Annotated in this window: 9 protein-coding genes and 2 pseudogenes; 5 read left to right on the forward strand and 6 right to left on the reverse strand. The window is 77.6% G+C overall.

Annotation, left to right across the window (positions count from 1 at the left end; genetic code table 11):
• A pseudogene (locus KDL28_RS39740) lies at nt 1-635 on the forward strand (hypothetical protein); the annotation flags it as partial.
• Nucleotides 636-642: 7 nt separating this feature from the next.
• Here KDL28_RS39740 and KDL28_RS39745 read toward each other — a convergent pair.
• Together KDL28_RS39745 and KDL28_RS39750 are read right to left on the reverse strand one after the other, a co-directional pair.
• Nucleotides 643-1,326, reverse strand: coding sequence for a demethylmenaquinone methyltransferase (locus tag KDL28_RS39745; RefSeq protein WP_252446655.1), 684 nt, complete (start codon nt 1,324-1,326; stop codon nt 643-645).
• Between the two features lie 49 nt (nt 1,327-1,375).
• On the reverse strand, nt 1,376-1,885 hold the full coding sequence (locus tag KDL28_RS39750) for a DUF3592 domain-containing protein (protein ID WP_252446656.1): 510 nt from the start codon (nt 1,883-1,885) through the stop codon (nt 1,376-1,378).
• An 87-nt stretch (nt 1,886-1,972) separates the two neighbouring features.
• Between KDL28_RS39750 and KDL28_RS39755 the strand changes: the two genes are divergently transcribed.
• Nucleotides 1,973-3,232: an isochorismate synthase gene (locus tag KDL28_RS39755; RefSeq protein WP_252446657.1), complete on the forward strand. Its 1,260-nt coding sequence runs from the start codon at nt 1,973-1,975 to the stop codon at nt 3,230-3,232.
• Between the two features lie 528 nt (nt 3,233-3,760).
• On the opposite strand, the gene KDL28_RS41990 is transcribed toward KDL28_RS39755, so the two are convergent.
• The 4 genes from KDL28_RS41990 to KDL28_RS39775 form a co-directional block, all read right to left on the reverse strand.
• Nucleotides 3,761-4,408 (reverse strand): helix-turn-helix transcriptional regulator, encoded by a 648-nt coding sequence (locus KDL28_RS41990; RefSeq protein WP_252446658.1) that lies wholly within the window; start codon nt 4,406-4,408, stop codon nt 3,761-3,763.
• On the reverse strand, nt 4,405-5,850 hold the full coding sequence (locus tag KDL28_RS41995; RefSeq protein WP_252446659.1) for a sensor histidine kinase: 1,446 nt from the start codon (nt 5,848-5,850) through the stop codon (nt 4,405-4,407). Before KDL28_RS41995 ends, KDL28_RS41990 begins: the two co-directional genes overlap by 4 nt.
• Nucleotides 5,851-5,979: 129 nt before the next feature.
• Nucleotides 5,980-7,605, reverse strand: coding sequence for a 2-succinyl-5-enolpyruvyl-6-hydroxy-3-cyclohexene-1-carboxylic-acid synthase (gene menD / locus KDL28_RS39770; RefSeq protein WP_252446660.1), 1,626 nt, complete (start codon nt 7,603-7,605; stop codon nt 5,980-5,982).
• 105 nt (nt 7,606-7,710) lie between these two features.
• Complete coding sequence (locus KDL28_RS39775; RefSeq protein WP_252446661.1) at nt 7,711-8,256, reverse strand: signal peptidase I; 546 nt, start codon at nt 8,254-8,256, stop codon at nt 7,711-7,713.
• Between the two features lie 242 nt (nt 8,257-8,498).
• Between KDL28_RS39775 and KDL28_RS42370 the strand changes: the two are divergent.
• From KDL28_RS42370 to KDL28_RS39785, 3 genes and pseudogenes are all read left to right on the forward strand, one after another.
• Nucleotides 8,499-8,576, forward strand: a pseudogene (locus tag KDL28_RS42370) (SipW-dependent-type signal peptide-containing protein); the annotation flags it as partial.
• Nucleotides 8,577-8,598: 22 nt separating this feature from the next.
• Nucleotides 8,599-9,048 carry a hypothetical protein gene (locus tag KDL28_RS39780; protein ID WP_252446662.1) on the forward strand — a complete coding sequence of 150 codons (450 nt, stop codon included), beginning with the start codon at nt 8,599-8,601 and terminating at the stop codon, nt 9,046-9,048.
• Between the two features lie 348 nt (nt 9,049-9,396).
• A partial coding sequence (locus tag KDL28_RS39785; RefSeq protein ID WP_372497180.1) for a hypothetical protein occupies nt 9,397-9,948 on the forward strand: 552 nt, incomplete at its 3' end.

Below are 9,948 nucleotides of genomic sequence, written 5' to 3' on the forward strand. Positions count from 1 at the left end.
CCGCCGGCGTCGAGGCCAGGGGCCGACCCGCCCCACCGCTCGCCGCGCCGCCGCCCGCCGCCCCCCGACCCGCCGCCCCGGAGACCCCCGCCCGCAACGGGCGCCCCCGGGTCCCGGAGCCGGAGCGCCCCGGCGGCTTCCCCGGCCCGAGCGGGACCGGGCCGAACGGCTACGCACGCCGCACCCCGTCCGGCACCCCGCCGCGCCCGGCCTCGCCGGTGGCCCCGCCCCGCCAGGGCGGCTCGCCACCGGCGGAGCGGCGCCGCTACGAGCCGGCCCGGCCGGCCCCGGCCGAGCCACCCGCCCCGGCCCCACCACCGGCGCCCACCACGGCACCGGCCCGCCCGTCCGGGCCGTCCGCGCCGGACTCCCAGCAGTCGCGGGTCGCCTCGCTGGTCCTGACCGCGGCCGTGGTCGTGCTGTTCACCGCGGCCTTCGAGACCCTCATCGCGCCGATGCTCGCCGGCGGGTCCGTGCTGCTGCGGATCGTCCTGCTGTCGCTCGTCATCACCGCGGGGGTGACGGTGGTCCGCCCGCCCGCGCTGCGCCGCTGGCTGGCCAACCTGCTGGTGCCGGTGGCGGTGCGGAACCGCTGGGAGGCCGAGGGCCGCCCCGACGGCGACGCCGGGCCGTGACGACGGCTCAGCGCACGCCGCGGTGCAGGGCCACGGCCCCGCCGACGAGGTTGCGCCACGCGACCTGCCGCCAGCCCGCCGCCCCGATCCGCCGGGCGAGGTCGGGCTGGGCGTCCCAGGTCTGGATGCTCTCGCCGAGGTAGCTGTAGGCCGTCGGGTTGCTGGACACGCGCGCGGCGACCGCGGGCAGCACCGTGCTCAGCGCCGCGTGGAAGGCCGCGCGGTACGGCGCCCACACCGGCTGCGAGAACTCGCAGACCACCAGCCGCCCGCCGGGGCGGGTCACCCGGGCCATCTCGGCGAGGGCGCGGTCGACGTCGACGATGTTGCGCAGGCCGAACGAGATGCACACGGCCTCGAACGACGCGTCGGCGAACGGCAGGTGCAGCGCGTCCGCGGCCACCATCGGCACCTCGCGCCACGCCCCGGCCCGCAGCATGCCCAGCGAGAAGTCGGCCGCGACGCACCACGCCCCCGACCGCTCCAGCTCGGCGGCCGAGACGCCGGTGCCGGCCGCGAGGTCGAGCACCCGGTCGCCCGGCCCGACCCGCATCGCCTGCCGCGTCAACGCCCGCCACCGGCGGTCGAGCCCGCCGGTGAGCACGGTGTTGGTCAGGTCGTAGCGACGGGCCACACCGTCGAACATCGCGGCGACGTCGTTCGGGTTGCGGTCCAGGCCGGCGCGGGTCACGGGATCCACGCTAAGGCCTGTCGCCGATCGGGGACGCCCCCGACTCCGCTCAGGCGGCGTCCGAGCGGGCCCGCCGCCTGCGCAGCCACACCGCCGTCGGCACCAGCACCGCCCACGAGCCCACGGTCAGCAGCAGCAGCGGCAGCACGCCGTCGAGGACGCTGCGCCCCGCGACCCGCACGTGGTCGGGGTTCGTGACGTCGTACTCGACGGCGACCGTCTGCCCGACCTCCAGCCCGCGCGGGTAGTACACCCCCAGCTCCGGGACCACGGCCTCGCCGTTGGCCACCGTGAACCGCACGAGCGTGCGGGCGAACGACGAGCCGTCGAGCACCTCGGCCTGGGCCACCGCCGGGTTGGCGGCGATCGCGCGGTCGTCGATCCAGGCGCCGACCAGGGCCAGCACCGACACCAGGGCGGCCAGCACGGCGAGCCCGGCGACGACCTCGGGCAGCCGGCGGCGGGTGTGGCGCAGGGCGGGGCGCAGCAGGTCGGCCAGCTCGTCGACGGCCCGGACCGTGGTCCGGTCGGGCGGCGCGTCCGGGGTGCCGCTGCTCATCACCCGATCGTATCGACGCCGCGGCTGTGGCCCGCGCCTCCCCGGCCGGACGGGCATCGGGCCGCGCGGGCTCCTACTCTCGCAAGGGTGACGATCGCGCCGCTCCCCACCTCGTTGCGCGTGCGGACGCACCCCATCGACGACCCGGGCCGGCTCCTCGACCTGCTGCCCGACGACGACCCGCTGTGCTGGGTCCGGGGTGGCGAAGGGCTCGTCGGGTGGGGTGAGGCCGCCCGGTTCAGCGCCACCGGCCCCGACCGGTTCGCCCGCGCCGACGCGTGGTGGCGCTCGTTCGCCGAGCGCCTGGACGTGCGCGACGAGGTCGACGAGCCCGGCTCCGGGCCGGTCGCGTTCGCCAGCTTCACCTTCGCCGCGGAGTCCCCCGGCTCCGCGCTCGTGGTGCCCAGGGTCGTGGTCGGGCGGCGCGGCGACCGGACGTGGGTGACCGAGTTCACCGGCGACGACCGGACCCCGGTGCGCGCGGTGAGCCCGGTTCGGCGCACCGGCACCATCCGCTACGCCGACGGCCGCCTCCCGGTGTCGGGCTACCGGCGCGCCGTCGCCGACGCCGTGCGTCGGATGCGCGCCGGCGAGCTGGAGAAGGCCGCGCTCGCGCACGACCTGCTGGCCGTCGCCGACGCCCCGCTCGACCCCCGGTTCCTGCTGGGCGGGCTGGCCGACCGGTACCCGACGTGCTGGGCCTACTCGGTCGACCGGCTGGTGGGGGCCACCCCGGAGATGCTGGTCAGCCGCACCGGTGGGCGCACCGTGCGGTCCCGGGTGCTGGCCGGCACGCTCTGGCCCGACGCCGACGGCCACCCCGCCGACGCCGCCGCGCTGGCCCGCCGGCTGCTCGACTCGCCGAAGGACCGCCACGAGCACCAGCTCGCGGTCGACTCGCTGGCCGCGGCGCTGCGCCCGCTGTGCGGCCGGCTCGACGTCCCCGACACCCCCGACGTGATCACGCTGCGGAACGTCTCGCACCTGTCCAGCGACGTCAGCGGCACCCTCGACGCGCACGCCCCGGCGAGCCTGCTGCGCCTCGCCGAGGCCGTGCACCCGACGGCCGCCGTCGGCGGCACGCCGCGGGAGGCCGCGGTGGCGCTGATCGCCGAGCTGGAGGGCATGGACCGCGGCCGCTACGCGGGGCCCGTGGGCTGGGTCGACGGCGACGGCGACGGCGAGCTGGGCATCGCGCTGCGCTGCGCCCAGCTGGACGGGCCGGTGGCCCGGCTGTTCGCCGGCTGCGGCGTGGTCGCCGACTCCGACCCCGACACCGAGGTCCGCGAGGCCGCCGCGAAGCTGGCCGCCGTCCGCGACGCGCTCGAAGGCGTCCGCGGGGGCTGACCCGCCGCCCCCACCGCGTTCTCGCCCGGATCGCGCAACGAGACCCGGCGCCTCCGCTCCGCCCGCCCGAACGAGAGTGGCTCTCGTCCGACGGGACTGGACGAGAGCCACTCTCGTGCCGCGGCGTGGAGGGGAGGCGGGCTCGTCGCGCCCGATGCGGCGGGCGTCCTCAGCTCCAGCAGGGGGTGGGAAGGGGTGGGGTGGGCGCTGCGCGCCCCCCGGGGCTCGGCCCGGCTCGCGGCGCTGCGCGCCGCCTCGCCGGGGGCGCGAGCGCGACTCCCGTTGCGCCGGGTGGAGCGAACGCGACTCTCGTCCCACCGGGTGGAGCGAACGCGACTCTCGCCCCACCCCACGCAGCGAACGCGACTCTCGCCCCACCGCGGGCGAGTGGCGCGTCCGCCCAGCCTCGTTGGGCGAGAGCGCCGTTCGCTCAGCCGGGGGCGGGAGGTGCTCGGCGAGCGGGTGGCGCGTTCGCCCAGCGTGGTTGGTCCAGTGCGCCGTTCGCTCGACCTGGGTGTGCGTTCGGGGTCAGGTCGTGCGCGCCCTGGCCAGCGCGGCCACCTCCAGCTGGGAGCCGACGCCCAGCTTGGCCAGGATCGAGCGGATGTGGCTGCGCACGGTGGCCAGCGAGACGACGAACTCGTCGGCGATGGCGGCCGGGCGGCGTCCGGCGGCGATCCGGTCGACGATCTCGCGCTCGCGCGGGGTGAGCCGGCTCCAGCGGTCGCGGTCGCGGCGGGCGGCGAGCTGCGCGGCCTCGGCGACGGCCCGCAGGCGGGCGCGCTCGGTCTCGGTCATGACCGGCCGGTCGCCCGCGACCAGGGTGGCCACCCGGACCAGCTCCTCCAGGGGGCGCGTCTTGTGCACCCGCCCGCTCGCGCCGGCCGCCACGGCCAGCGCGACGGCCGTCTCGGCGGCGGTGCCGGTGACCAGCAGCACCCGCCACCCCGCCCGGCACAGCGCCGTCACGACGGCGACGGGCTCGGTGGCGCGGTCCAGGTCGAGCAGGACGAGCCCGCCTGCCGGGGCGGGCCTGCGCTCGGCCAACTCGGCGACCCTGGCCGGCGGGACCGCGGCCGCGGCCATGCCGTAGCCGCGCAGCGCCAGCGCGATCGAGCAGGCCACCAGGGCCTGGTCGTCGACGACGAGGACGGTCGACCCGCCGCGCGGGCTCACCGGTCGGTCCGCTCGTCGGCGACCGGCAGCTCCAGCACGGCGATGCAGCCGCCGGCGCCGGTCCCGTCGACCGGGTCGACCGTGGTGACGGTGACCCTGCCGTGGTGGCGCTCGGCCAGGCCGGCGCTGATCGCCAGGCCCAGCGCGGACCCGGCCGGGCGCGGTCCGCGCCCGCCGCGCTGCACGAGCGCGGCGACCGACTCGGGCGCCGGGTCGGCCCCGTCGTCGACGACCTCGATCCGCAGCCGCCCCTCGGCGGGGCTGGCGCGCAGCCACACCCGCGCGCCCGGGGCGTGCTCGGCGCAGTTGACCAGCAGGTTGGTCAGGACCCTGGCCAGCAGGCCGACGTCGACCTGGGCGTGCGGGTCGCCGTCGACCTCGGCGTGCACGTCGAGCCCGTTGGCCCGGTGGACGACGGCCAGGTCGCGCAGGACGGTGCCGATCTCGCCGCGGGAGGGTCCCGGCTCGCCGCCGAGCATCTCGCGCATCCGCTCGAACTCGGCGCCGGCCGCGGCGAGCAGCCTGCGGTCCTCCGGGCCGGGCGCGGCGCCCTCGCGGGAGAGCACGTCCGCCGCCCCGGCCAGCCCGCCGGCCAGCTGCTGCAGCTCGCGCTCGCGCTCGGCCGCCGCGGCCACCGCGGCCTCGGCCGCCACCAGCCTGCCGCGGCGGTCGACGACCCTGCGGACCTCGACGCGGACGAACCGCACGGCCACGCCCAGCAGCATCGCGACCGCGGCCAGCTGCAGCGCGGCGACCGCCGGGGCGGCGACCACCGCGTCGGCGGCGATGCGCACGGCGTTGGCCGCGGCGAGCGTGGCGAAGGCCAGCGCCGTGCCGCGCAGGAGCGCCCGGTCGGCGACCGCGCCCGCGATGAACACGACCAGCGCGGCGGCCCCGGCGCCGGACCAGACGACCAGGTCGGCGGCCTGCAGGAGGGCCGCGGGCGGCACCACGTCCGGGGCCAGCCCGGCGACCGCGGACAGCGCGGCGGTGGCCACCGCGACCACCACGCCGACGACCGCGGCGGCGATCCGGTCGGCCCGGCGGTCGGCCGAGGCGCGCACCGCGAGCACCAGGAAGCCCACCACCCCGAGCAGCGCCACGTCGGAGGCGAGGGCCCACATGCCGGAGGCCGGGGGGATGCCCACAGCGGCGGGCAGCAGCACGATGCCGGCGAAGACCGCGACCGCGCCGGCCATCCGCACGGCCCGGCGGTTGTCGCTGACGAAGCCGCCGGTGGCCAGCAGCAGGGCGGCGCCGGTGGCCGCCGCGAAGACCAGGACCCCGGTGGTGCGCCCGGTCCAGCCGGACGGGTCGTGCCTGCCGGTCGCCACCAGTGCGATGACGACCAGCGAGAGCTGCGCGACCGACTCGACGGCCGGCATGCGCAGCTCGTTCCACGGGACGGTCGGGCGGGCGGGCCCGGCGGCGCTGCTGGTCACGGCGACACCTCGACGGAACGGGAGCGACCGGCCGCGTGGCGTCCGATCGGGTGCTGGGGAGCTCCGCGGTCATTGTCGCCCGTCGGGCCGATACCGTTACCGTACGAAGGCGACCGGTGACCGATCGGCCTAGCCGGTGACGTCGAGCATTGCACCGTCCACCGCATTGCGTACAGCTGTTCGGAGTAGCTCGTGCCGGTCTCGTAGCTCACTGCGGTCCGCCACCAGTTCGACCAGCCGCACCCCCCGGACGGGACGGGTGAGTTCGGACACCACACCCGCGACGTCCTCCGCCCGGTGGTGGGCCGCGCCCGTCGCCGCGGCCAGCGCGCCGATGTCGACCCGGTGCGGGGTGCCGAAGACCCGCTCGAACGCGCCCGCGTGCTCGGGGGCGCCCTGCTCGAGCAGGTGGAAGATGCCGCCCCCGCGGTCGTTGAGCACGACGATCGTGAGGTCGGGCACCGGCTCGTCGGGCCCGATGACCAGGCCCGTCGTGTCGTGCAGCAGGGTCAGGTCGCCCATCAGGGCGACGGTGGGCCCCGGGTGGGCGAGCGCGGCGCCGACGGCGGTGGAGACGGTGCCGTCGATGCCGGCCACGCCCCGGTTGGACAGCACCCGCAGCCCCGCGCGCGGCACGGCGGCCAGCGAGACGTCGCGCACCGGGTTGGACGAGCCCAGCACCAGCTGCGCGCCGTCGGGCAGGGCCGGGACGAGCGCCCTGGCCAGCACGAGCCCGGTCGGGCCGGCGAGGTCGCGGTCGAGCACCGCCGTGGCGGCCGCGTCGGCCACCTTCCAGCGGTGCAGCCAGTCGGCGTCGGGCTCCAGCTCCGGGAGCGCGCCGACCGCGCGCACGCTGCCGGCCACGTCGGTCCAGCCCTGCGGGTCGCGACCGTCCTGGACGGCGTAGACCGCCACGCCCGGATCGGCCAGCAGCCGCTGCACCGGCCGGTGCAGCGTCGGCCGCCCCACCACGACCACCTGGGCGGGGCGCAGGTCGGGCCGGTCGAGCAACCACGGACCGCTGCGCACGGAGCCCGGCCACGCCCCGGAGGTCGGCTCGGCGACGACCGGCGCGCCGGTGCGCACCGGCGGACCGCCGTGACCGGCCACGACCAGCGTCGGCGCCGACGGGTCGAGCGGCAGCGGCGCCACCACCGGCGTGGGCCGCGCGACCGCGGTCCACGGGGCCCCGCCGGCCCGCCCGGGCGGGAGGCCGTCGCCCGCCCCGGGCACCAGCGGCTCCGCGAACGGCACGTTGAGCTGCACCGGGCCCGGCGCCCCCGCGCCGGCCGCCGCGACCGCCCGGTCGACGATCGAGCGCAGCAGCGCCGCCGACGCCCCCGGCGCCGCGGTCAGCACGGCCCGCGCCGCGGAGCCGAAGATCCCCGGCTGCGCGATCGTCTGGCTGGCCCCGGTGCCGACCAGCTCGGCCGGCCGGTCGGCGCTGAGCACCAGCAGCGGCAGGCCGGCGTGCGCCGCCTCCAGCACCGCCGGGTGCAGGTTGGCGACCGCCGTGCCGGACGTCGTGCACACCGGCACGACCCGTCCGGACCGCGCCGCCAGCCCGAGCGCCAGGAACCCGGCCGTGCGCTCGTCGATGCGCACGTGCAGCCGCAGCAGCCCGGCCGCGTCGGCGGCCTGCAGGGCGAACGAGAGCGGGGCGTTGCGCGACCCGGGGCACAGCACGGCGTCGGCGACGCCGCACCGCACCAACTCGTCGACGATCACCCGGGCGTGGGTGACGGAGGACAGCACCCCGTCGAGGGTAGGCGCCGACGGGTGGTCCGCGCGGGTGAGGGCAGCCGAAGTACCAGGTCGCGACGCTGTGACGTGCGACTCGTTGGCCCGGCGGGGCCGCGGCTACGCGCCGCCGCGCCGGTTCCGGGCCCCCAGCAGGAGCACCACCCCCAGCACCAGCACCACCGCGCCGGCCCCGGTCACGGCCCCCGCGGGGGTCATCAGCTTCACGGCGACGCCGCCGACCCACGGCACCCGGTACCACATCACCCCGCGCACGTCGGCCGCCGCGACGACGCCCGGGTCGGCGTCCTGGTTCGCGTCGCCCCGCGTGCGGAACGACGGGCCGGGCTGCACCTCGACCACCCGGTGGGTGACGACCCGGGTGCTGCTGGACATCGGGTCGCGGGCCAGGAACGTGATGACGTCGCCCGCCGCGATCCCCTCGACCGGCCGCGGCCGGATCACCACCACGTCACCCGGGGCGAGCGTCCCGCGCATGCTCGGCGACAGCACGGTCAGCGCCGTGCCGCCGGCCACCGCGGGCACCAGCGCCACCGCGACCGCCAGCCCGACCGCGCCCAGCATCGCCAGCGCCACGACCCAGCGCAGGACCCGGCCGGGCGCGCCGCTGCGGCTGCGCTCCGTGGTCCGGTGGCTGCCACCCATGGTGCCCCCTCCTCGCGAACGGATTCCCGCTCACTCTCCGTCAACCATTCACAGCGTATTTCCGAACACGACGGAATGGCGTTCATCCACCCGATCGGGATCGTTCCCGGGGAGCCTCCCGCTGGCTACCGGGTACTCGCGAGCCCGTACGGCGCAGTACCCGAGGACCACCGATGGAGACCATTCCATGACGCTTCTGCAGAGCACCCAGGTCCCGGATCGCGGTCGGGATCGCTGCCGTCGTGCTCGCCGTGGCCGCCATCGGAGCCGGCACCTACGCGGCGTTCAGCGACACCGAGTCCGGTCCCGACGGCACGATCGCGGCCGGCACCCCTCGACCTGGTGGTCGGAGCGGCCCCGGGCACGGTGAACCTGTTCGCCGCCGTCGACGTCACGCCCGGGTTCACCCAGGACGTCACGTTCACGGTGTCCGACACCGGCTCCCTGCCCGGGGCGCTGACCAGCTCGTTGATAATGACCGGCACGGACGGGACCTGCACCGAGCCGGAGTACGTCGCCGAGGGCGTCGCGGCCAACGCGTGTGCCGCGGCGGGCAGCCTGCCGGAGCAGATGACGGTCGCGGTGGTGGCCGGTCCGGCCGGCCCGGCGAACGCGGTCGCGCTCAGCGCGTTCGTGACCAGCGGGCTGCCGCTGCCGGGGACGCTGGCCGCCGGCGCCACCGCGACGTACACCCTCCGGTTCGCCCTCCCCGACCTCGCAGGCATCGTCGACAACAAGGTCCAGGGCGACACGATCGCGATCACCTCGACCTTCAACCTGCTCCAGGCGTAATCAAGGAGCCCACAATTCCCGCTCATCTCCGCGCACGCCGGCCCATTCGGGCGCGTTTCGCCGACACCCCGTCACGGCGCCGCTGCTGGCACTCCTGCTCGTCGCCCTGACGGGTGTCGGCGACCCTTTCCCGGGGCACACGCCGGCCCGGTTCTCCGACACCGAGGCCGGCAGCACCGGCACCGCGAGCGCGGCCACCGTCGTGCTCGGCGGGCAGCGCACCGGGCAGTCCCTGCAGTTCCTCGGCCTCACCACGACAGCCAGGACGGTCGGCCTGTCGATCGTCTACCGGGGCTCGGTGCCGGCCACGATCCAGTTCCTGCTGGCCTCCGGTGCGACCGCGAGCCAGTGCGTCCGCAGCGCCAGCACCTGCACCGATCCGAACGGGCTGTTGTACCGGGCGCTGACCGTCCAGTTCGGCAGCGGCCGACCGCGTCGTACTGCTCGCTGCTCGACGGCGCGGCCCGCACGATCGCCACCGACGCCCAGCCGGGCACGACCCTCCAGATCACCGCGAACGGGCTCGCCCCGTCCGGCACCCCGATCCCCGCCCCGACGGCGACGACGACCAGCACGACCGGCACGACCAGCACGACCGCGCTCGGCGCGCGGTCGGCCCGCGCGGTCCCCGCCGTGCCCGTGCCGTCCGAGTGCACCGACGCCGGCCTGACGACCTTCGCGGAGAGCGTGCAGCTCACCGCGGCCACGCCCCGGTTCGTCGCCGCCGAGGACCGTCCGGGCGCCACCGGACCGTTCCTGGTCGTCGGCACCGACGACGCCGACACCACCACCGGCTCCGGGGCGGGCGACTGCGTCGTCGGCGCGGGCGGCGCGGACACCCTGGACGGCGCGGGCGGGGGCGACGCGCTCATCGCGGGCGACGGCGCAGTCGCCCGCCCC

This window comes from Pseudonocardia humida, assembly GCF_023898865.1.
Lineage (GTDB): Bacteria > Actinomycetota > Actinomycetes > Mycobacteriales > Pseudonocardiaceae > Pseudonocardia > Pseudonocardia humida.